At 66.4% G+C, this 21,166-nt stretch carries 20 protein-coding genes; 11 read left to right on the top strand and 9 right to left on the bottom strand.

Annotation, left to right across the window (positions count from 1 at the left end; translation table 11 throughout):
- Positions 1-25: 25 nt before the first annotated feature.
- Positions 26-319 carry a DNA-directed RNA polymerase subunit L gene (locus tag ACYQ26_RS14055; protein ID WP_459809524.1) on the bottom strand — a complete coding sequence of 98 codons (294 nt, stop codon included), beginning with the start codon at positions 317-319 and terminating at the stop codon, positions 26-28.
- 168 nt (positions 320-487) lie between these two features.
- Here ACYQ26_RS14055 and ACYQ26_RS14060 point away from each other — a divergent pair, with 168 nt between their 5' ends.
- From ACYQ26_RS14060 to ACYQ26_RS14075, 4 genes are all read left to right on the top strand, one after another.
- Positions 488-2,356: a rhomboid family intramembrane serine protease gene (locus ACYQ26_RS14060; RefSeq protein ID WP_459809525.1), complete on the top strand. Its 1,869-nt coding sequence runs from the start codon at positions 488-490 to the stop codon at positions 2,354-2,356.
- A 456-nt stretch (positions 2,357-2,812) separates the two neighbouring features.
- Positions 2,813-3,631: an ABC transporter ATP-binding protein gene (locus tag ACYQ26_RS14065; RefSeq protein ID WP_459809526.1), complete on the top strand. Its 819-nt coding sequence runs from the start codon at positions 2,813-2,815 to the stop codon at positions 3,629-3,631.
- Positions 3,621-4,955, top strand: coding sequence for an ABC transporter permease (locus ACYQ26_RS14070; protein WP_459809527.1), 1,335 nt, complete (start codon positions 3,621-3,623; stop codon positions 4,953-4,955). The genes ACYQ26_RS14065 and ACYQ26_RS14070 overlap by 11 nt, the downstream gene beginning before the upstream one ends.
- Positions 4,952-6,190, top strand: coding sequence for an ABC transporter permease (locus ACYQ26_RS14075; RefSeq protein WP_459809528.1), 1,239 nt, complete (start codon positions 4,952-4,954; stop codon positions 6,188-6,190). The genes ACYQ26_RS14070 and ACYQ26_RS14075 overlap by 4 nt, the downstream gene beginning before the upstream one ends.
- 4 nt (positions 6,191-6,194) lie before the next feature.
- Here the strand turns inward: ACYQ26_RS14075 and ACYQ26_RS14080 are convergent, their stop codons facing one another.
- Positions 6,195-6,827 (bottom strand): METTL5 family protein, encoded by a 633-nt coding sequence (locus ACYQ26_RS14080; protein WP_459809529.1) that lies wholly within the window; start codon positions 6,825-6,827, stop codon positions 6,195-6,197.
- A 9-nt stretch (positions 6,828-6,836) separates the two neighbouring features.
- On the bottom strand, positions 6,837-7,238 hold the full coding sequence (locus tag ACYQ26_RS14085; protein WP_459809530.1) for a DUF7961 family protein: 402 nt from the start codon (positions 7,236-7,238) through the stop codon (positions 6,837-6,839).
- A gap of 164 nt (positions 7,239-7,402) precedes the next feature.
- Between ACYQ26_RS14085 and ACYQ26_RS14090 the strand changes: the two genes are divergently transcribed.
- On the top strand, positions 7,403-7,648 hold the full coding sequence (locus ACYQ26_RS14090; protein WP_459809531.1) for a zf-TFIIB domain-containing protein: 246 nt from the start codon (positions 7,403-7,405) through the stop codon (positions 7,646-7,648).
- A gap of 139 nt (positions 7,649-7,787) precedes the next feature.
- Here ACYQ26_RS14090 and ACYQ26_RS14095 read toward each other — a convergent pair whose 3' ends face one another.
- On the bottom strand, positions 7,788-8,804 hold the full coding sequence (locus ACYQ26_RS14095; protein ID WP_459809532.1) for a disk-shape morphogenesis protein volactin: 1,017 nt from the start codon (positions 8,802-8,804) through the stop codon (positions 7,788-7,790).
- A gap of 98 nt (positions 8,805-8,902) precedes the next feature.
- Positions 8,903-9,808: a cell division protein CdpA domain-containing protein gene (locus ACYQ26_RS14100; RefSeq protein WP_459809533.1), complete on the bottom strand. Its 906-nt coding sequence runs from the start codon at positions 9,806-9,808 to the stop codon at positions 8,903-8,905.
- Positions 9,809-10,025: 217 nt separating this feature from the next.
- Between ACYQ26_RS14100 and dph2 the strand changes: the two genes are divergently transcribed.
- The 5 genes from dph2 (at position 10,026) to ACYQ26_RS14125 (ending at position 16,308) form a co-directional block, all read left to right on the top strand.
- The gene (gene dph2, locus ACYQ26_RS14105) at positions 10,026-11,075 is read left to right on the top strand and encodes a diphthamide biosynthesis enzyme Dph2 (protein ID WP_459809534.1); all 1,050 of its coding nucleotides are present in this window, start codon (positions 10,026-10,028) and stop codon (positions 11,073-11,075) included.
- 316 nt (positions 11,076-11,391) lie between these two features.
- Positions 11,392-12,183, top strand: a complete 792-nt coding sequence (locus tag ACYQ26_RS14110; protein ID WP_459809535.1) for a DUF7344 domain-containing protein — start codon at positions 11,392-11,394, stop codon at positions 12,181-12,183.
- A 175-nt stretch (positions 12,184-12,358) separates the two neighbouring features.
- The gene (locus ACYQ26_RS14115) at positions 12,359-13,189 is read left to right on the top strand and encodes an MBL fold metallo-hydrolase (protein WP_459809536.1); all 831 of its coding nucleotides are present in this window, start codon (positions 12,359-12,361) and stop codon (positions 13,187-13,189) included.
- A 69-nt stretch (positions 13,190-13,258) separates the two neighbouring features.
- Complete coding sequence (locus tag ACYQ26_RS14120) at positions 13,259-15,286, top strand: AAA family ATPase (protein ID WP_459809537.1); 2,028 nt, start codon at positions 13,259-13,261, stop codon at positions 15,284-15,286.
- 74 nt (positions 15,287-15,360) lie between these two features.
- Positions 15,361-16,308 carry a phosphoribosyltransferase HisG-related protein gene (locus tag ACYQ26_RS14125; protein WP_459809538.1) on the top strand — a complete coding sequence of 316 codons (948 nt, stop codon included), beginning with the start codon at positions 15,361-15,363 and terminating at the stop codon, positions 16,306-16,308.
- A gap of 24 nt (positions 16,309-16,332) precedes the next feature.
- On the opposite strand, the gene ACYQ26_RS14130 is transcribed toward ACYQ26_RS14125, so the two are convergent.
- Entirely contained in the window at positions 16,333-17,031 is a 699-nt protein-coding gene (locus ACYQ26_RS14130; RefSeq protein WP_459809539.1) for a DUF7509 family protein, read from the bottom strand.
- 96 nt (positions 17,032-17,127) lie between these two features.
- On the opposite strand from ACYQ26_RS14130, the gene ACYQ26_RS14135 reads away from it, so the two are divergent.
- Complete coding sequence (locus ACYQ26_RS14135; protein ID WP_459809540.1) at positions 17,128-17,493, top strand: ArsR/SmtB family transcription factor; 366 nt, start codon at positions 17,128-17,130, stop codon at positions 17,491-17,493.
- A gap of 308 nt (positions 17,494-17,801) precedes the next feature.
- On the opposite strand, the gene ACYQ26_RS14140 is transcribed toward ACYQ26_RS14135, so the two are convergent.
- The 3 genes from ACYQ26_RS14140 to ACYQ26_RS14150 all read right to left on the bottom strand — a co-directional run bounded on the left by ACYQ26_RS14140 (position 17,802) and on the right by ACYQ26_RS14150 (position 21,059).
- Positions 17,802-18,860 carry a tyrosine-type recombinase/integrase gene (locus tag ACYQ26_RS14140; RefSeq protein WP_459809541.1) on the bottom strand — a complete coding sequence of 353 codons (1,059 nt, stop codon included), beginning with the start codon at positions 18,858-18,860 and terminating at the stop codon, positions 17,802-17,804.
- Positions 18,853-19,260 carry a DUF5805 domain-containing protein gene (locus ACYQ26_RS14145; RefSeq protein ID WP_459809542.1) on the bottom strand — a complete coding sequence of 136 codons (408 nt, stop codon included), beginning with the start codon at positions 19,258-19,260 and terminating at the stop codon, positions 18,853-18,855. The genes ACYQ26_RS14140 and ACYQ26_RS14145 overlap by 8 nt, the downstream gene beginning before the upstream one ends.
- A gap of 1,565 nt (positions 19,261-20,825) precedes the next feature.
- A complete protein-coding gene (locus tag ACYQ26_RS14150) occupies positions 20,826-21,059 on the bottom strand; it encodes an HVO_2901 family zinc finger protein (protein WP_459809543.1) in 234 nt (77 codons plus the stop codon).
- Positions 21,060-21,166 lie beyond the last annotated feature (107 nt).

A 21,166-nucleotide genomic window follows, 5' to 3' on the forward strand; every position in this document is an offset into this window, starting at 1 on the left:
AGAAATTCGAAGAAAGCGGAGACGGTTACGCCGCCTGCGCGGCGTCTTCGAACGTCTCGCGGAACGAGACGGCCTTCTCGCGGACGTCGACCGCCGCCTCCTCGAGCGCCTCGAGCGGGTCGACGCCGCCCTCGGTCTTGATCGTCAGGATCGGCTCCGTCTGGCCGCCCGACTGCTCGGGGTTCATGTCGTAGGTCGCCGCGCTGACGTCCTCGTGCTCGAGCAGTGCGCCCTTGAGGACGTTCATGAACGTGTGATCCTCGCCCGCGATCTCGATCGAGAGTTCGTCCTCGGTGCTCTCGGTGACCCGCAGTTCCATGTCACCGTCTCCGGCCGTCGACCGCTTGTACCTTTCGAAGGCGGGTAGCCCTCGATCGCAGAGCCGGGTTCGGGGACCGGAGACGACGATCGCGAGCGGCGACGGGGTTCGCGCCGAACGGCGCCGGACAGCGAACGGTATATGGGCGTGCGGTCGCACCACAGGGATATGCGCTGGACCGCGATCGCGCTCGCGACCGTCCTCGCGGCGACGTTCGCCGTCTCGCTCGCGACCGTCAGTCGGCTCCACCGACCGGAGCGGCGCTGGCGCGACGTGGTCGGCGAGCGACTCGTCATGGGCGTGCCGTGGGGGACGCTGGTGGTCGTCGCGTTCGTCGTCTGCGTGTACCTGTTCGTCCAGGACGGCATCGCGGACTTCGACAACCCGGTGACGATTCCATTCCGGGCGTGGTCGTATTTCTATCCGCTCGGGGTGGCGACCGCCGCGTTCTCTCACTCCGGGCCGGGCCACCTCATCGGCAACGTGACGGGGACCCTCGTCGCCGCGCCGATCGCCGAGTACGCCTGGGGCCACTACGCGCCCGAGCGAGACGCCGGCGCGACGGCCGACGACCGTCTGGAGCGGTGGCGAACGAATCCGCGACTCCGGGCGTTCGTCCTCTTTCCGCTCGCGATCGTCGTCGTCGGGCTGCTCACGAGCGTGTTCGCCCTCGGCCCGATAATCGGCTTTTCGGGGGTCGTCTTCGCGCTCGTCGCCTTCGCGATCGTCCACTACCCGATCGCCACGCTCGTCGCGGTGATCGGCCTGCAGGGCGTCCTGCTGACGGTCTATCGTGCGGTTCGAAACCCAGTGTACGTCCACGTCGTCGAGCAGAGCCCGCCGACGATGCCCTCGTGGGCCGGCATCGCGATTCAGGGCCACGCGCTCGGGTTCTTCATCGGACTCGTCCTCGGGGCGCTGGTGCTCGAGCGCCGCGACCGCCGTCCGAACGCGCTTCGGATCTGGCTCGCGGTCCTGCTTTTCGCGTTCTCCCGAGGGCTCTGGGAGATCTACTGGTACGGCGAGGGCAACTCCTACATCCTCTTTCGGGGCCTCGGCGTCGTCGTCGTCACCGTCCTCGCGCTGGTGGTCACGGTCGCGCTGGCCGGCTCCGACGACCCCCTCGTTCCGCGGCGCGGCGAGCGGCTCGTCGCGCGGTTCCGCGGCAGTTCCGGATCGCGGTCGCCGGATCGGTCGGACTCGCTCGTCCGGCCGCTCGAGATCGTCGGCGGCGCGCGGACGCGCGGCGTAGACGGCGCCGCGGACGGGCGGCGCGCGGCTCAACTCGAGCGGATCCGCGAACTCGCCGGCGATGCGGGGCCGAGCGGATCGAACCGTACCCCGTTGGCGAACGCGACGCGTCGCGGATCGGCGTTTCTGGTCGTCCTCCTGGTGCTCGCGGTGCTGGCCGGGATGGCGATTCCCGTCAATCTGGCCGTCTACGAGCCGACCGAGGCCTCGAGCGACGCGATCGAGATCCGGGATTACACCATCGAGTACGCCGAGGAAGCCGAGAACGAACTCGTCTCCGGCATCGGCATCGACGCGGTGGTCGACGACAGCAGCCTCGAGGCCAGCGGCGTCATCGTCTCGAGCGACAGGCGGAACATCTGGATGGAAGCGGTGACGAGTCAGCGGCTCTCCTTTACCGGCGAGGAGACCGTCGCGGTCGGCGGCCCCGGGTGGCGCGAGACGGTCCACGTCGAACGCGTCGGCTGGGTGCCGGTCGGCAACGATCCGGTGTACCAGATCCGGATGTGGGAGGCCGGCGAGGAGCCGACGGTCGTCTACGAGTCGACCGGCGCGATGGCGGACGTGCTGATCGACGAGCAGCTGGTGACGGTCACCTCGCAGGACGGCGAGTTCGTCCTCGAGGTCGCCTCGAACGAGACGGATCGGGTCGCGACGGCGCCGCTCCCCGACGAGGGCGAGTCGGTCCGAGCCGGCGGCCTCACCTTCGAACGGAAGGACGGAACGCTCTACGCCGCCACGGACGGGACCGTCGTCGCGGTCGCGAGCGAGGAGACCTACGACTGACCGCGACCGGCGGGCGGCGACCGGCAGCGGGCGGACCGCGGGAGGCGGACGGCTGACGACCCGACGGCTGACGATCGACCGGGCGACGGCACGACCCCACGGCCGACGGCCGCCTGTACGGCGCGATTTCCGTTCGGAATCGAAACGTGTTTGCGGTGATTTCTCGAGCGCCGCGGGGAGACGCTGCTTCCACGACCGGCGGTTTCAGGTGCTACTCGGCTCGAGCGCCCGATTTCGATCGACGGCTCGTTCTCGCCGCCCAATATATAACTGACGGCGAACAGTCGCTCGTACGTGGATATTTCAGGGGCTCGAGCGGGAGCCGACCGATCGGCGGCGGACCGATCGCGCGGCGGCCGCTGCGCCGCGATTCGTTAACGGCCACGTGGCCGCGGGAAGTCGGCGTGAAACAATGACTCGACGTGCCGTTCGATCGAGTGAGTTGAATCCGGAGAGATGAGCCACCGTTCACTCCCGAAATCGGCGTCGGAGGCGGCCGACGCCGACTTCGACGCCGACGCTGACGTCGATGACACGTCCGCTCGAGACGACGGCCGCGCCGATTCCCGGGCGCCGGCCGCCGTCCGTCTCGAGAACGTCACCCACGAATACGGCTCCGACGGCGGCTTTCGGTCGAGCGAGAGCCGGTCGGTGACCGCGCTTCGCGACGTCTCGCTGTCGATACGGCCCGGCGAAATCGTCGGCCTCGAGGGGCCGAGCGGAAGCGGCAAGTCGACGATTCTGCACGCGGTCACGGGACTGCTAGTGCCGACGGAGGGACGGGTCGAGGTGCTGGAGACGGACCTGACGTCCCTCTCGGAGCGGGAACGAACCCGGATGCGGCGGCGCCACGTCGGGATCGTCTTCCAGCGGTTCCACCTCCTGCCGTCGCTGTCGGCCCGCGCGAACGTCGCCCTGCCGCTGGTTCAGGTGGGCGTCCCCAAGTCCACCCGCCGCACGCGCGCGGAGGAACTGCTCGAGGGGGTCGGACTCGCCGATCGGGCGAGCCACCTGCCCGGCGAACTCAGCGGCGGCGAGCGCCAGCGGGTCGCGATCGCCCGGGCGCTGGCGACCGACCCGGACGTCATCGTCGCGGACGAGCCGACCGGCGAACTCGACACGGCGACCGGCCGGAGCGTACTCGAGCTGTTGACCGACGTCGGCCGCGAGCGCGACCGGGCGGTGCTGGTCGCCTCGCACGACGACGACACCCTGGCGGTCGCCGATCGGGTGATCTCGCTCCGGGACGGCCGGGTGGTGACGGATGGTGGATGAACGCGACGACGGCGGGACGGAGACGAGCACGACTATCGACGGCACCCGCCGACGCCGGTGGAGCGACCTCCTCGGGTTCTCGGTCACGCGGCTGTGGAACCGCGCGACGCGAACGCGGTCGGGCCGCATCGCGGCGACGATCAGCGCGGTCGCGCTGACGATCGCCCTGCTGGTCGTCGTGACCGGCGTCGCGATGGGGCTGGCCGACGGGGGCGTCGTCAGCGACGACGACGCCGACGTTCGGATCGCGCCGGAGGAGAGCGGGGCGCTCTCGTCGGTCGACGGCGTCGAGCGCCCCCGCCTCGGGGAGACGAACTCGCGCGCGGCGACGATCCGCGAGCGCGAGGGGGTCGAGCACGCGTCACCGGTGCTCACCGAGACGGTCCGCCTCGAGCCGGCCAGTGACAGTGAGGGCGACGGCACGTCCGAGCCCAAGCACGTGCTCCTCGTCGGCGTCGTCCCGGACGACGAACCCCGGACCGTCGCCGGCCTTCCGATGGACGCGCTCGAGCCGGGCGATCCTCACTACGCCGGCGGTTCCTACGACGGCGTGCCGCGCCAGGAGGTCGTCCTCTCGGAGGCCGCGGCGAGGAAACTCGGCGCGACGACCGGCGACGAGCTCGAACTCGCGATGCCCGGGGTCGACTCGAGCGCGGCGGCCGAGACGTCGACGCCGTCGGTCACGGTGACCGCCGTCGAACCGGCCGGCGACGGCGCCGATAGCGAGCAGGCCGCGCCCGTCGCGCTCGTCCATCTGAGCGAACTCCAGACCGTTTCCGGGGCGGACGACGGCGAGCTCGCGGACCGCGTCCTCGTGTGGGGCGAACCCGACGCGGCCGAGGCGGCCGCTGCCGAGGCCTATCCCGACGCGGCCGTCGAGTCGGCCGCCGAACTCGACCTTAAGTCGCTGTTCGACGACGGGCTGGCGCTCGCGACGAGCCTGCTAGCGCTGCTGGCCAGCGTCGTGATCTGCGCGTCGTTCGTCGCGACGACGATGGGAATGACCGTCGACCAGGACCGGCGCACGCTCGCCGTCCTCGAAGCGGTCGGCTTCCCCGCCTCGAGCCGGCTGCTGGTCGTCGCGCTGTCGACGCTCGTCACGACGGTCGCCGGCGCGGTGCTGGGCGTCGCGATCGGGATCGGCGGCGTCCACGTCGTCAACGCCGTCGCCGCCGCGACGGTCGCGCCGGGCACCGTCGCGGTCGTCCACCCGGTGTTCGTCCCCTACGCCGTCGGCGTCGCCCTCGTCTCGGGGCTGGTCGCGGTTCCCTACCCGCTCGCGGTCGCCTCGCGCACGTCCGTCCTCGCGGAGGTGGGACGATGAGCCCGAGCGTCAGCGGCGCCCTCGTCCGCTCGAAGGCGGTCGTCGGCCTCGCGCTCGCCCAACTGCGGCGCTCGCCCGGCCGCACCGCGCTGACGGTGGTCGCGGTGGCGGTCGCCGTCCTCGCCGTGACGCTGCTCGCGAGCCTCGGCGTCGGCGTCGTCGAGACCGGCCAGCAGGGGCTCGAAAACGCTGATCAGGACATCTGGATCTCGAGCGATCCCGTGGATCCAGCCGCCAGCGGGACGGAGAACCCGATCGTCGGCGCCCACGGGATCGCGGGACAGCTCATGCAGCGCGACGACGTCAGCTACGCCGCGCCGATCGGGCTGTACGACGTCTACGTCGGAACGGATCCGAACGACCTCGAGCGCCACCCCGCCGTAGGGGTCCGAGAGACCCACGAGGGATTCGACTTCCAGTCCGGCGGCGGGTTCGAGACGCCGCCGGAGGCCTACGAGGGCGGCCGGACCGAGGAGCCGATGACAAACGAGATCGTGCTCGATCCCCGCGTCGCCGAGGAGATCGGCGCCGAGGTCGGCGACACGATCTACGTCGGCACCAGCCGCCAGACGGCGCCCGAGTACGAGTTCACCGTGGTCGGAACCTCGAGCTACTACTCGCAGTATCTCGGCTCCGAGACGGTGACGATGCCGCTCGTGGACCTGCAGGCCGTCGCCGGCACGACGGGGACCGATCGGGCGACGTTCATCACGGCCGACGTGGCCGACGGCGCCGACCGGGAAGCCGTCGCGAACGAACTCGACGCCGAATACCCGGCCTACGACGTCCGCACGAGCGACGAGCAGATGGAGGCGATGTTCGCCGAGCGGCCGCTCGTGCTCGCCAGCGGCGCGACGCTGGTCGGGCTGGCGATCGTCGGCGGCGTCGTCCTCACCGTCAACCTGTTCGTGCTCGTGGCCGCCCAGCAGCGAGACGAACTCGCGGCGCTACGGGCCGTCGGCCTCTCCCGGCGCGTCCTCGCGGGGACGATCGCCGTCCAGGGGCTCGTCACCGGCGTCGTCGGGGGCGCCGTCGGCCTCGTCGCGACGCCGCTGCTCACGAGGGGATTCAACCGCGTCGCGGCATCGATCGCCGGCTTCGAGAACCTGCTGCAAACGCCGCCGAAGGTATACGCCGCCGGCTTCGCGGTGGCCATCGTCGTCGGCACCGTCGTCGCGCTCGTCGCCGGCTGGCGCGCCGGAAAGTACGCCAGCATCGAGCACCTCGAGATCTGAGCCGCTACGTCGAGCCGTCGCGCCACTCGATCCGGAACACTTCGGCCGCGAGCGTCTCCCGCTCCGCGTCGTGGAACTCGAACCGCCGCTCGATCGGGAACTCGGCGCGGAAGGCGTGGGTCACCTCGCCGCCTTCGTCGGCCGCGAACGACTCGACGAACTCCTGGCTGTCCTCGTTGTGGATGGTGTAGGAGACGGTCGCGATCGAACTGGCGGTCTCGAGGAAGCGCCGATCGGCGTGGCGGTTGCCGCGCTGGGCGCCGAAGGGCGGATTCGAGAGGACGGTGAGATCAGAGCGAGCGAGCGGCGGGCGGGTCGCATCGCCGAGAATCCAGTCGATCGAACTCGAGTCGACGCGAGCTGCGTTTTCCCGGGCGACGGCGAGCGCGTCGGGGTCCACGTCGATCCCCAGCGCGCGGTCGGCGCCGGCGAGCGCGGCTCCGATCGCGAGCATGCCGGTTCCCGTCCCGAGGTCGACGACCGGCCGCTCGAGGTCGCCCGAGAGGGCGGCGCGGTGACAGACGTGGGCGGCGATGTCGGGCGGCGTCAGGTACTGTTCGAGCGCGGCCGACGGCTCGGAAAAGTCCGCGAGCGACTCGAGGTCCCGGGCGAGCGAGCGACGCGAGGGGCCTGCCATGCCCGGCCCTTAGCGGTCGAGCGTGATCGGGCCGTCGATCTCGAGGACGAGCCCTTCGCGCTCGGCCCGTTCGGCGCAGGCCGCGAGCGCTGGGCGGACCTTCTCGTCGTTGGCGACGTCGTCGACGGCGACCGTGACCGAGTTGACGCCGAGGAACGAACCGGCGCGGACGTAGCCGCGCACCCGATCGATCTCGTCCTGGGTTGCGAACGAGCAGTCCTCGTCGAAGCAGGCCTCGACGGTCAGTTCGACCGGCGAGAGGTCTTCGGCGGCGAACTCGCGCTTGAGGTCGCGGAGGTACTCCGGCGCCGTCGACTCGAGGGAGGCGGCCTCGAGGGTCACGGGGGTGACGTCCGCGGGTGAACAGCATTCGATCGCTGACTCGCCGTCGGCGGATGACGTGGTGCTCATTACGAGACCATACATAGGCTGCATACAAAAATGTTGTTGGATTCGCAGTAGTAATACCCGGGCGGTGAACGGTTCGCCGATCGGCGGTGGGGTGGCGGCCGGCGACATCCTTCTTTCGTGATATGATCGAATAGAGTTAAGGACGGGCCGTTCGAAGTCTACCTATGGACGAGTGCCCCCGGTGCCAGGGCTCGCTCGAGGAACTCTCGCTCGGGGACGTCTCGACGGTTAGCTGTCCGCACTGCGAGTACGCGGACATCCCCGTCGAGCACGATCGGGTCCCCGAGACGCCCGAATCCTGGCGGGACGCGCTCAATCGCTTTTACGAGGAGACGGTGCCGAAGGTCGATCCCGTCGAAGTCGAGGCGGAACCGGGCGAGGAGCCGGAGCCGATCGCTCGAGAGGACTGAGAACGCGAGCGGCGTACGGAGCGCTCGAGACGCCAGAGCGGTGGCGCCGTTCGTCGGTGAGAGGACTAGCGGCGGAGAACGAAGGGAAGAGTGAGAGCAAGCGAGTGCGAAACCGTCGGAACCGAGAACTCGAGCGGAGTTACTCGGCGGCGGCCGCTTCGGCTTCCTCGTCGTCGACGTCCTCGTCCGAGCGAGCGGCGACGAGCCCGCCGCGGGCGACGCTGTAGAGCGGTTCGTCGGCGTGGGTCACGCCGCTGATCGAGAACGGGATGTTCGCGTCGTTCAGGTGGTCGCGGAACAGCTCCTCGAAGCCGTCGGGGCTCGAGGTGCCGCCGGTGACGACGACGGGGACGTCCAGCCCTTCCTCGACGTCTTCCTCGTCGACCTCCTCGACGATGTTGTCGATGACGTAGTCCAGCAGGTTCTCGTAGTAGATCGACAGGGCACCCTCGACGCCGCCGACGTCGGTGGTGAAGTCGAGTTCGAAGTCGTCCTCCTTGATGGAGGTGACCTTGTCGACGGGCGTGCCGGTCGCGCGGGCGGCCTGCTCGTCGACCCAGTCGCCGCCGCGGGCGACGGAGAACTTCATGACGGGGACGGCGTAGTAGGCCAGACAGACGTTCGTCATGCCGGCGCCGAAGGAGATCCCGAGGCCGGTGAAGTTGTTGTCCGCGAGCTCGGAGTAGATGACGGACATCCCCTCGTTGATGGGCTCGGCGTCGTAGCCCATGTCGTCGAGGAAGGATTCGATCGTCTTCTGGTGGTACAGCGTCGAGAGGTCCGAGTCGATCGGATCCGCGGGCGTCGAGAAGTAGAGCTTCTCGTCCGGATAGGCGGGCTCGCCGACGACCTGCTCGATGATGAGCTTCATCATCGGGATCGCGCTCTGCTCGTCGTTCGAGAGGATCCCGTGTTTCATCGGGCGGCGGGTCTCCTTATTGAAAATGTTCGCAAAGTTGAGGGCGTCGTCGCCGACGACGTAGACCTTGTCGTCCTTGCGAATGTGGAGGACTTCGCTTCGCGAGAGCATCTGCTCGGCCATGTCCGAGTACTCGATCTCGACGAAGGAGTTGCGCTGCTGCACGAATACCGTGTCGTTCCCATCCTGCTGTGCAGACAGGATGTTCATCGTACCGACGTCCAGGCCTTTGGCCATAGTTGGGCAAGGCGGCCGACGGATTATAAATCTATGTGCGTCGATTTCATTTTCTCAAATTGAGGAAAAACATAGTATTTACCGCAGTTTACGAAGCCTTAATTCCGATCGAGGAGAGACCGCAATGAGTCGAGCAACGACGATAGCGGGCCGCGACCGTCGTCGTCCGCCTCGGCGAGTTCCTCCGCGCGGCGCTGCTCGCGCAGTTCCTTCAGTTTCTGGGTCTGATCGTCGACCGTCGCGCTCGAGGTGGTGGTCTTCGTCTCGCCGCCCTTCAGCCCCTTGAGGCCGGCGACCTGCGCGTCGACGCCGGAGGAACGGGTGGTCGTCGTCCCGGCCTCGCTGACGTTGACTTCGTCGAACTCGTCCTCGGAGAAGCTCAGGCGCTTGTGTTCGGTCTTCTCGACGCCACCCCAGGAGAGTTCGACGTCTTCCATGGCCTCGTCGATGTCCCGCTGGATCTCCTCGTCGGAGTAGGACTCGCCCTCCTCGTCGTTCGCGTCGACCTCGACGCGATCGGCTTCGCGGGCCATGTCGAGGTAGTGGGCGATTAGCGCGGCGCCGGTCGAGGCGGTCAGCCCGGCGAGGCCGACGGCGTAGGTCGCGGTAACTTCGACAGTGTAGTCGGTTTCAGCCATGAAGTTCCAGTTGTCCGGGTACGCGAAGAGGAAGCCGACCGTCGCACCGACGGTGACGACCGCGCCGGCCGTCGAGACGCCGATGGTCTTCCGATCGGCGGGCAACAGGACGACGACGCCGAGGATCATCGCCGGCAGGGAGAGCATGCCGAGCGCGTAGGCCGGCTGGACCCATCTGAAGTAGGCCGGATCGGTTCTGCTGAACGTGCTGCTCCAGAGGAAGAGGATCAGTGCGACGACCGCCAGACCGACGCCGCCGAGGAACAGGCCGAACCCGAGATAGACGTCGGTCCGGTTCTTCGGTTCGCCGATATATCGGCGGTAGAGGTCGAAGAGATAGCCGTCGAGGGGCTGTTCCGCTGGCATTAAGGCCTCGTTTACGCTCCAGTACTATGACTGTTGGGTCAGACGCGGGTCGTCGCCCGGTGATAGGCGGTGATCGCCGCCGCGGAGAGTCGATACCGGACCGCGTCGCCGACGACCGCACGCCATCTATCGCCGACCGAATTTCCCGGACAGTCCGCCGAATGCAGGTCGTCGTGACAGCGTGCAGTATATACGTCCGTGGCCGTTAGGACGGCTAATGAGTCAGGAGTCGGAGTACACCGAGGGGGACCTCCGGAACACCGGAATGCAGCTGCGACACGATCGCGAGTGGGACTACGAACTCGAGCGGATCGTCGACGCGATCGAGGAGCGAGACGCCGAGAAGGTCGGCCTGCAGTTCCCTGAAGGACTGAAGCGGCGCGGCCCGGCCGTCGCCGACGACCTCCGCGAACTGGTCGGCGACGACGTCACCTTCATGCTCTCGGGTCAGCCGTGTTACGGCGCCTGCGACCTCGACACCTATCTGATGAAGCGCACCGACGTGTTCGTCCACTTCGGCCACTCGCCGATGAAGAACACGGACAAGGTGATCTACGTCCCGCTGTTCTCGAACGTCGAGGTCACGCCGATCATGGAGGAGGCCCTAGACACCCTCGAGCCCCCCGAGGAGACCGAGGGCGTCGGCCTCGTGACGACGGCCCAACACATGAACCGCTACGACGAGATGAGCGCGTTCCTCGAGGAGCGGGGCTACGAGGTCCACAGTCGCCGCGGCGACGAGCGGCTGACCCACGAGGGACAAGTACTAGGGTGTAACTACGCGAGCGCGGACGTGCCCGCGGACCAAGTGCTGTACGTCGGCGGCGGAAAGTTCCACCCGCTCGGGCTGGCGATGGAACACCCCGACAAGCACGTCGTCATCGCCGACCCCGTCAACAACGTCGTCACCGTCGCGGACACGGAGAAGTTCATGAAGCAGCGCTACGCCGCGGTCCACAAGGCGATGGACGCCGAGAAGTGGGGCGTCATCTTCTGCACCAAGATCGGCCAGGGCCGCTGGGAGGTCGCCCAGGACATCCTCGAGGACAACGATAACGCCTACCTCATCACGATGGACGAGGTGACGCCGGACCGCCTCCGGAATTTCGACATGGACGCGTTCGTCAACACCGGTTGTCCGCGGATCACCACCGACGACGGCCCGCAGTTCCACAAGCCGATGCTCACGCCCGGCGAGTACGAGATCGCCGTCGGCAACAAGCCGCTCGACGAACTCTCCTTCGACACGTTCCACGGCACCTGGTAACCCGCCTCGCCGGGATCAGCCGCGTGGAACCGTACCCGAATTGCGTCGTTCCGATTAGTCGGTTTCTGAACTGTCCGTTCGAACGTAACTACCCGATCAGCGACACAACTCGTATCGCATCGGCTGTGCGACGCTCACGATCGAAATACAGTCACCAGGAATAGTATATATGGAAACTGAACCAGAAATAGAGTTATACTATCCACGGTATTTTAGTTCTATTCAGGAGAAATTCAACGAGAACTGCGTAATGGACGACTGATTCCAAATCTGTTTGGAGGAGTTCTTTTGCCCGAACGGCACGGACCAGTAGTCGATGAGTAACACAGCGGCCAGCGGACGATCGACGACCGCCCGGGACGACTGCTTCCGGTCGCTCGCTGACGCCACCCGACGCGCGCTCCTCCGACTCGTTCACGACCGATCCCCCGACGGCATCGGGAAAGACGAACTTATTCGCGAGCTTGCGGCGGTAACGTCCGATAAATCGGTCGACGACGTGACCGACGCGGAGTACCAGCGGGCCGCCGTGGCCTGCCAGCACACGCACCTGCCGATGCTGCTCGAGGCGGGCCTCGTCGCGGAGGCCGACGACACCGAGACCGACAATGACGCTGTGATCGTCGCGACGGACCACTGGGCGTTCGACGAACCCGCGCTCGAGAACGTCATCGCGGGCCGCCTCGACGCGTCGGCCGAAGAACTCGACGCGCTGTTCGAGGGCGTCGCCGACTCGCGTCGCCGGCTCGCGCTCTCCGTCCTCGCGGGCAACGCCCGCGCGGAATCGGACGCGATGGACCGCGACGCGCTCGCTCGAGCCGTGGCCGCTCGCGAGGTGGGCACCGACGCGGACGACGTCTCGCAGGACCGCGTCGCGTCCGTCTACAGCTCGCTCGTCCACGTTCACCTGCCGCTTCTCGAGGACGCCGGCCTCGTTGACGCGACGTCGGACGGCGTCGCCTACGACGGCCATCCCGAACTGCACGTCTCCTGGATCGGGGACGACGCGCTCGAGACGGGTGCCGACGGAACGGCGGTCGCCGAGATCGACATTCGGGTCCGCTCGGAGTTTACGATCACCGTCGCCGAGCAGTCGCTGCGCGAGTAGCGTCCCCGACGGCCCCCGGATATCGAACGCTGGTCATCTGGCGGTCGCGACGCCACACACCACACGCCGCACGGCGCCGGTCGCCGCGGGCGTCGGCGCCCGATGTTCGTCGCGCACAGTCAGGGTTTTCGAGAAGACAATAACACTTACCCAGTCGGTCCTCGCACCAACGGGTATGATCCAGAGCGACTGGGGCGATTGGTTCATTCAGCGGATCGAAGACGCGAACCCCGACGGCGTCGCGGTCTGGTACCTCGGCTGTAACGGCTTCGTCCTGAAAGACGGCGAGGGGACGACGATCTACATCGACCCGTACCTTGGCCTCGGCAACCCGCCGCGGACCGTCCGGATGATTCCCGTCCCGTTCACGCCCGGCGACGTCGAAACCGCCGACGCGGTGCTGGCGACCCACGAGCACACCGACCACGTCGACGGGCCCAGCCAGGCGCCGATCCTCGAGAACACGGGCGCGACCTTCTACGGCGCCGACGACAGCCTCGCGGTCGCGCGCGAAGAAAACTGGACCGACGAGTGGGACGTCGCCGACGATCAGTTCGTCGAAGTGGCCGAGGGCGACACCGTCGAGATCGGCGCGTTCACCGTCCACGTCGAGGAGGCGTACGACCCCGACGCGACCCACCCGGTGAGCTACGTCATCGAGCACGACGCCGGCACCTTCTTCCACGGCGGCGACACGAAACCGAGCGACGAGTTCGCCCGCATCGGCGAGGAGTACGACATCGACCTCGGCGCCCTCGCGTTCGGCACCGTCGGGATGATCCCCGACAAGGAGACCCTCGAGCCGAAGCGAACGCGCTGGTACAACGACGAGAACCAGATCATCGAAGCGGCCGAGGACCTCGCGCTCGAGCGGCTCCTGCCGAGTCACTGGGACATGTGGCGCGGGCTCACGTCGGATCCGAAGGTGCTCCATCACCACGTGAAGAGCTTCGACCACCCCCGCGAACTTGAACTCGTCGAGATCGGCGATCGCGTCGAACTCTAGATCGGTTCGTGAACTGAATTTGATATTCTCCCGTACCATTTATAATAATGGTGGGGCAACGTTGCCCGCATGAGTAGCACCGCCGACACGGACGAGGTTATCGAGGTCAGTGCTGACGGACTCACCGTCCGGAAGACGTTTACGGCGGACGAGTTTCCGGTCCCCGCGATTCGGTTCGAGATCGACTCCGAACGCGAGAGTCAGGTCGATTTTCGCCTTTCCGAGGACATTCCCGACTCGTTCCCGATGGACAAGGTCGGCTTCCACCCCGACTACCACAGCGACGACTGGACGGCGTTTCAGGACAACCACGTCGAGTTCACCGGCACGCTCGAGCCCGGCGACACGCTCGTTACGGTCTACGGCGTCCGAATCGACGACGAGAGCACGGCCGAGGAGTTCCTCACCGAGCCGACGGTCGTCGAGGTAAGCGCCGAGGAGCAGCGGACGACCGACGGCGACGAGATCGACGACGGCGTCATCGACAGCATCGTCTCGGAGGACCGCAACCAGGCCGTCAGGGACATGCTCTCTGGCGACTCGGCCTCGGTTCCCGGCCTCGACGCCGCCCCGGACGCCGCCGGCGACTCGAGTGCCGACGATGGCTCCGCAGACGATGCGGCCGCGTCCGCTGATGCGGCGGACGCGACGGACACTGCCGACGACGCCGAAACCGAAAGTGCCGGTCCCGATGCGGCCGACGACGCTGACACGGACGACGAGGGCGGCCTCGACCTCGACCTGAGCGGCGTCGACACCGATCCGGCCGACGAATCCGACGACGGCGACGCCGAGGGGGACGACGCGCCCGACATCGACCTCGGGTTCGAGGAGGAGGAGATCCCCGATCCGGCCGACGCGGACGAGGACGCCGATCCGCTCGGGGCGCCGGACGACGACGAGGACCTCGATCTCGACCTCGATCTCGAGGCCGATTCCGACGAGGACGACGAGGACGCGGCCGAAAGCGACACGGATTCCCTCGAGTCGGTGGGCGACGAATCGGACGACGACGCAGAGTCCGAAGGTGAGGCCGAAGCGGACCCCGACATCGACCTCGGACTCGAGGACGAATCTACGGCCGACGACGAGGACGAAACGGTGGCCGACGTTGAGGACGAGGAACTCGAACTCGAATCCGATCCCGAGTCTGAACCCGAGGCCGAATCCGCGACCGACGACACCGACGCGGGCCTTGAGGACGGCAGTGCCGCGGAAGCCGCGGCCGACGACGTCGAGGCGGACGACGTTGAAGCCGACGACGTGACCGAGACGATCGACGAGGAAACGGCACCGGACGAACCCGCCACGGAGGCCGCCGAACCGGAACCGACGTCTACGACGACCACAGCCGACGAAGCGCCGTCGGCAACTGAAGCGGACGCCGAGTCGGATTCCGAACCCGAGGCCGAGACGGAGACCGCAGCCGAACGCCTCGCGAGCGAGATCCGCAACGGCGAGGTCGACGAGGACGAACTCGAGGTGCTTCGCTCCGAACTCACCGCCGAACCGGAACTCGACGCGTCCGAACTGGCGAAGCTCGACCACCTCCAGTCTCGCGTCGAGGAGGTCGCCGCCTACGTCGGCGCCCTCGAGGAGTTCCTCGGCGAGAACGGCACCGGCGAGCAGCTCATCGAGGACTTCCGGTCGGAACTAGAAGACGTGCAGGACGACCTCGCCGCGATGGACGACCGCCTCGCGGACACCGAGTCGCAGGTCGACGACGTCGAAACCGAGATCGACACCCTGACCGAGTGGACGGCCGACCTCGAGGACGAACTCTCCGACCTTGAGGACCTCCCGGAGACGGTCGACGCGCTGACCGATCGGACCGACGACGTCGAGGCGGACGTCGAGACGCTCGAGTCCGGCCTCGAAACCGTCGAGGATGAGGTCGAGACGGTTGCGGACGACGTCGACGCGGTCGAAGGCGAGGTCGACGACCTCTCGGCGGATCTCGGCGCCGTCGAAGACGACGTCCGGTCGGTCGAATCGGAGCTCGAGACCGTCGAGTCCGATCTCGAGGACCTCGAGGAGGAAGTTACGGACATTCAGGAGTGGCGCAACCAGCTCGGGTCGATGTTCGCGGACAACTGACGGCCGCCATCGACGCCAGGCAGCGATAGCCGAAAACACAACTCGTTTATCCGTCGCCGGTCGAGGACTGCTCGATGGGCGAGACGATTCCGATCGCCGTTCCCAGGAAAGGACGCCCCCTCGAGTCGGTCCTCGATCGACTCGCGCGGCGGCTCGACGTGCCCGACCTCGCGGACGAGATTTCTTCGACGCTCCGCCACGAGAAGGCCGTCACGAAAGGCGACCTCGACCCCGACGAGGAGAACGTCTACCATCGTCTCGCCGACTACAGCACCGCCGACGAGCCGACCGAACCCGAGTACACCCTCCTGCGGGACGCCCGCGCCGGCAAACCGCGGCGGATCGTCTTCGACAGCGTCACGATTCCCCTCGCGGACGTCGACGCGATCGACGTCGACGGCGACGCCGCGATCCAACTCGTCGGCCGCGAGGAACCGTTTCGGGCGCTTCGCACCCACGAGTTCGCGCTCGGGTTCGACAGCGCCGACCTCGTCTTGGAGGAGGTCGTCGAACTCCGGCCCGAACCGCTGGATCGGATCGCCGACGTCAACGCCCGGATCGATCCCGCCGACACCGACGTCCGCGTCGTCACCGGCCTCGGAGATACCGTCTACCACACGCTGATGGCGACGCCCGAGGTCGCGCCCGCCGACGACTCGCTCGACCGGGACTTCCTCGAGGGCTACGAGGGGCCGCTGTGTATCGAACCCCGGTACGAGCGGCTCGTCCAGGCCGTCCTCGGCACTCGAACGCTCGACGGCGTGGAGTTTCGCTACCCCGCGGAAGGCCGCGAGGAGGAGGCGGCGATCGCCGACACGGGACTCGGCGTCTATCTCACCGTCACCGGCTCGACCGCCCGCGAACACGGCCTTCTGCTGGGGGAGCAACTGTTCCCGAGCGAGACCGTGCTGCTCGAGAACTCCTCCGAACTGCACGAGACGGACGCTGCGGCGGCCGTCCGCTCGCTGTTAGACGGCGACGATCTCGAGACGGAGCTCACCGTCGGCGGCGCCTCGCAGTAACGTCGGTTTCGGGTATCGCTCGCCTCAGAGCTGACTCGCCAGCGGCACGACGTACGACTCGACGAAATCGATCAGCCGCTCGACTAGCTCCTCCCGGTCGACGAAGTAGCGGAATCGGAGGTCGTACGCGTCGTCCATCTCGTCGATCGACGCGCTGCTGAACCGCGGCTCGTAGACGGTACCCGACTCGCCGCTCGCTTTCTCGGCTTCCGCGAAGATACAGAACGTCCGCGGATCGCGCAAGCGGGTCTCGTCGTCCCGTAATCGGAAGTGTTCGGGAATCGCGCCGGCCTCGGCTCCGGCGCCCGTCGTGAGTCCGGCCTTCGTGAAGACGAACGCGTTCCCGGCGCTCGCTTTCGCGAACGCCACCGACTGATCGATGACCGGCATCCCCGGCTCCTCGAGGTCCCGCCGTTCCGCCTCTCGTCTGGTCGGGATCTCGACGTCGCTCGCGATGAACGCCGTCGTCCCGGTTTCGGCCGACACGCGGTCGCAGATCGTCCGCAGCGTCGTTTCGATCGCGTCGGGCGCGGCGTCGCTCCCTCGCGGGGCGAGCGGATCGGGCGGCAGTGGGTAGCCGTCGTCCGGATACAGGTAGGCGGGATCGAGCAGGCGGTACGGTCCCATGAGGAACACGAACACGTCGTCCCGGTCGGCGTCGGGGAGCGATCGGGCGACGTGGGCCTCGATCGGCATCCCCTCGTACTCCGTGAGCGCGGTCATCCCTCGCCGATCCGAACGGACGACAGTTAAAGTTCGTTTCAGAAATTCATCTTAACATCGGTTAAGTCTAAGTGGATCGGGTCCGTACCCTCGCCCATGAGCGAACGAGAGATTTCGAACGACGAACGCTCTGCCGCCCGAGACCGGGTCGAGTCGGACCTGCTCAACGGCACGCTCGACCTCGAGCGGGAGGCAAATCGCCTCAAAGTGATGGGCGAGCCTACGCGCTTTACCATCCTCTACCTGCTCGCCGAGGAGGGTCGGCTGCGGAGCGGCGAACTCGCCGACCTGCTCGACCGGCGGCAAAACGATCTGTACCACCACCTCAACACGCTCGAGGACGCCGGTCTCGTCGGCAAATTCCGCGACGGCAGCAGTCGAGTGTACGAACTGTCGCCGTTAGCCGAGGGGTTCGTCCCGCAAATCTTCGACGCGGTCGGGGCTCGCGCCGAGGCCGTGTAACGTCGCAAGGCGAGAACCGACGCTGCGGCGAGGGAAGATTTTCTCCCACGAATTCGCCGATTCGTTTTCCTAGTGATGGCAACGGCCGTATTCGTTCTGGAGGGGTCCTTACACGGTCGAAAAGCGATTAGATGCGTTGGATCGAGGACTCCAGTTTCGATATAGCGATATAGAATTTAGAAGTTCGATATGGGACAGTCGGCGCTTCAGATTACGGTTAGTATTTCGACATGACGTGGAGCAGTAACTGCTGAATGCGTGAAGATTCGATTCGATATCTCGAGCGAGACGTGATCGACGCGGAACCGCTACGGCGACGGCGTCACCGAGTAGATGTGCTCGAGGTACGTTTCGCGAACGCGGTCCCCCCAGTTGTGGGTGTAGGTGTCGATCACGTCACTGGCGACGTCGCCCCGCAGGTACTGGACGATCCCCCGATCGCCGGTTCGATCCCGGAGGTGGGTGGTGAAGAAGTGCCGGAAGTAGTGAGGCGTGACGTTCTCGGAGGCCCCGCCGCCGGTCCGGTACCAGCCCCGTTCCCTGGCGTACTGCTCGACGACGTGGTGAACGACGTTCGGCGTCAATCGCTGCCCCCAGCTGTCGGCCGTCCCGACGAATAGCGGCTCCGTCGCCGCCGCGGACGGCGTCCTCGAGTCCGACGGCACGTCTGGCCGGACGGCAAGCCACCGGACCAGCACGTCCTTCAGTTCGTCGTCGATCGGAATCACGGTCTCGCGCTTGCGCTTGTTCGACGCCGTGCGCCGTTCGCCCCCGGATTCCTCGCCGTAAGTGTGCTCCGTCGAGACGAACAGCGAGTCCGGACGCCCGGCGATGTGGGCGCGGGGCTGCCACGTCTGGGCCTCGTGCTCGAGGTGGCAGTCGATGAGGTCCAGATTGCACAACTCCCCGGCCCGCATGCCGGTTTTCAGCAGCGTAACGACGATCGCGCGGTGCAGCGGATGGCGGACGTCCGCGACGAACGATCGCATCTCGGGCAGCGTGATATCGCGGCGAGTCGGGTTCGACTCGATCGACTCGCTCATCTCCTCTAAGACGACCGTCATCGGGTTCTCGTCGGTGTGGCCGACCCGCTCGAGGTAGCTGTAGAAGCGATTGAGATAGGAGGCGTAGGTCGCGACGGTGCTCTCGGAGTGGGTGGACCGCAGTTCGTGGATCCAGGCCATGCAATCCCGATAGCTCGCCTCCGGCGGTGCCTTCTCGAACCGCTCGGCGAGGAACGACTCGTAGTCCGTCAGCACGCGCTGATAGGCCGCTGCGGTCCGTTCGTTGCGGCCGTGGTGCTCGATGTCCTGCAGGAAGTATTCGACCGTATCGGCCTGCTGTTGGGGCGGCTGACTGTCACTCATCGTCGACCACCACGTACCCGCCCTCGCGGCCGCTGTACCGGACCCTGTTCTCGTCCTGTAGCCGCTGCAGCGCCGCGTCGAGGTCGTCCTCGACGTCGTCGATCAGCGCGTCGACGAGTTCGTCCCAATCGTGGACGCCCTCGCGCTGGAGCACCTCAAGGATGCGGTCGACGAAATCATCGCCGGCAGCGTCGGCTGCTCCGGTATCGGCAGCCGCCTGGTTCGCTCCATTGTCGGCGCCGCCGCTCGAGGGCACTTCGAAATCGCTCCGTCCCGCCTGGACCATCGTCCGGACGAACTCGCTTTGGCTCATCTCGAGGTCGTCGGCGTGGTCCTGCCAGGCCTCCTTCTGGTATCGAGGAACGTATGTTTTCACGGCAACTCGCTCGTCGTCTGTCATCGCCGGCACCCACTCACTCCGGTCACTTCAATCTAACCCACATTCACAAATAAACATCCTTATTTGGGGATCTGGTTCCCTGAACCCGCCCGCCAGATAGTATTATTTGTGAATTCAGGGCTGCAATTCGCCAGTATGTGGTCCTACCTTGGAAAATAAAGATTCAACATCGAACCGGACACCTCCGGGCTGTACCCTCGCCGATCACAGTCGTGGCTCGAGGTCGAGGAGAGTCCCTCACCACTTCGTGAGAAAACAACAAATTAATTACCTATATGGGGCAGCCAATTCGCTAACTGTATTATTTTCAACCATATCTGCAACCCCATTCTGACCGGCTAGACCCTAGGGGTTGCAGCCGAGAAACAGGCGTCCAGGAAGACTATTTTCCACCCGTAGATCCGATGATTTATTGGAGGGGTCGTGCATTCGGCCATCGTCAAATACCGTCTGCAGATAGTGAGGAATGATATCGTCTACCGAGATAGAGTGGAACGAGATCTACACCGCAAACCGTTCTCGTTCCCGCCGGCTACCCGTGGTCGACGAACGAACGGTGTCGGCTGAGTGATGACTGTCGATCAACAGTGCGCCGTACATGCGGGATCGACGACCGACCCGTTCCGCCTCAAAACGGGCTGCGGCCAGACACTCGCTCGCCGATCCGAATGCGTCTCCGTCGGTCGTTGGACGGCCCCTCCCGCCGAGACGGCACTCGAGGGGAACCTCGGATCAATCACACTCGCGCCCATGATTTAGTTCGAGGGGAGCCGATCGTCGGCCGACGAGTGTGAACCCCAGTCGGAGAGAGCCGTGGCTCCCCCGTGGTCGATCCCCGCGACCAGCGCCATTCCCCGCGTGACGTGGGCGATCCGCCCGAGTAGATTCGCAGTCGGCGGCGGGACGGACGAGCGTTCCGTCGTCGATATCGGGTGGACGATGCAGTGGTACGGGGAATCGCGGACGGTATCGGTCGCGTTCGATTTCCGCTCGATGTCTCGAGGACCCGCCTCGCAAGAGTAGCCTGCCGACGCGGACGAGTCGGTCGGGATAGAACGACAGCGATGTCGACCGCGATCGGCCGACGCGGACCCCGTCGCTGGGAATCCGGCGATTCCAGGCCGGACTCCGACGTCCGGCTGAGAACGAACGCGTCGCGGAGCGACGTCAGCTGGTCAGCAGGTACCGACGTTCCGAACTCGAGAGGACGAGAGGGCAGCGAAGACGAACGGTTGTCACTCGCTCGAACGGCGATCGGCGGGTGCAACTGCAGCGTGACGATAAGTCGGGTATGTTTTCAGGGCGTTAAGCAATATCACTAACATAAAATTCTCGAGAGCGTGTCTCGCCACGGACTGATAAATTGCATATCGCTATATCGAAAGCGGGCGGATTCCCGATGGAACGAGTCGCCGCGTAGACCACGAAACGGAAAGACGGTCGGCCGTCACCGACCGCGGCGGAACGGCCGTCGAGATACCTGTCGGGAGTTAGCTCCTCACACGGCCGACGGATGCACACCGCGTCGAAACGTGAGGTCGTCGGAGGGACGGTTCAGCGAGGGATCAGTTCGTCGTTACGCCGACGTCGTCGACGTGATAGAGGTCCTCTTTGAGCCCTTCGCCGTCGCAGTCCTCGGTCGGGCACTCGTAGTGCCAGCCGTCCTGGGTCGCGTCGCCCTCCCGGAACCGCTCGCCGCAGACCTGGCAGAACAGCTGCCCCTTCTGGCAGGTATCTCGGTGGAGTTCGAGCGCGAGTTCGGTCTGAAACGACTGGTTGCAGTTGCGACAGGTGTGCATAATTCGTCTGACGCCATCCTCCGCCAAAACTGCTTGGGTTCGTTTCTTACGGTCGATTCGTCGGTGATTCGGCCTCGTTATGCTGATTTGCGGGAGACGAGCCGGGA

This window comes from Halopiger thermotolerans (assembly GCF_054654555.1).